This window comes from Mesorhizobium sp. P5_C1, assembly GCF_054049815.1.
On sequence record NZ_JBFULQ010001192.1, the window covers coordinates 1 to 835 of the forward strand.

Genomic DNA, 835 nt, shown 5'->3' on the forward strand with positions numbered 1-835 from the left:
ACCGAAATCGACACCAGGGAGATCGACTTCGACGATGCCGATTTTTCCGCCGCGCTGTCGACCGACTTCAACCTGAAGGTGTCGGAGTTGACCACCGTCAACGGCGAAGTCCGTGGCAAGGCGTCGTCCGACAGTTCCACCGTCGGCGCCAAACTCGGGGTCAAAGTCGCTTTCTAGCCAGTGTGCGGATCCGAAATTCGTGTCACTTGGAAATGGCGCACCGCGCAATCAGCAGATGCTCGCCAAGCGAGAGCAAGTGTTCTATGCTCTCCATCGACACCGCATGGTCGTGATGTCGATACGGAAGTCTGTTGTCATAGGCAGGGGGGTTCCATGTTCGAAGTCGTCGGATTCTGGTGGAAAACACGGTCAAGAAGCCGGCTCGCCATAGAGACGCTTGGCTTGATCGTTGCGATTTCCGTGTTGCTTTTGCCCGGCCTGGGAAGTGCGAACGCACAGCCGAACTGGACGCTCGATCCGACCGCTTCGGTACTCACCTATCAGTCGGTCAAGAAGAACACGATCGTCGAAACCAACAAGATCAGGAATATTTCCGGCAGCCTCAGTTCGGCGGGTGATGCCAAAGTCAGCTTCGACCTCAATTCGGTCGATACGGGGGTCGACCTTCGCAATGTCCGCATGCGGTTCCTTTTCTTCGAGACATTCAAGTTTCCGACCGCTGAATTGACCGCGAAGGTGGATCCCGCGGCATTTGCCGACCTGGCGACCAAGCGGCGCGTGAAGGCGGTTCTTCCATTCCGTCTCAACATGCACGGCGTCGACAAGGACCTCTCGGCCAACATTGTGGTCACCATGATCAGCGACAACATGGTGT

General features: G+C 56.6%; 1 protein-coding gene. It reads left to right on the forward strand.

What is annotated here, in order from left to right; translation table 11 throughout:
- Nucleotides 1–333: 333 nt before the first annotated feature.
- On the forward strand, nt 334–835 hold a 502-nt coding region (locus ACXJ7R_RS34815), incomplete at its 3' end, for a YceI family protein (protein WP_457155752.1).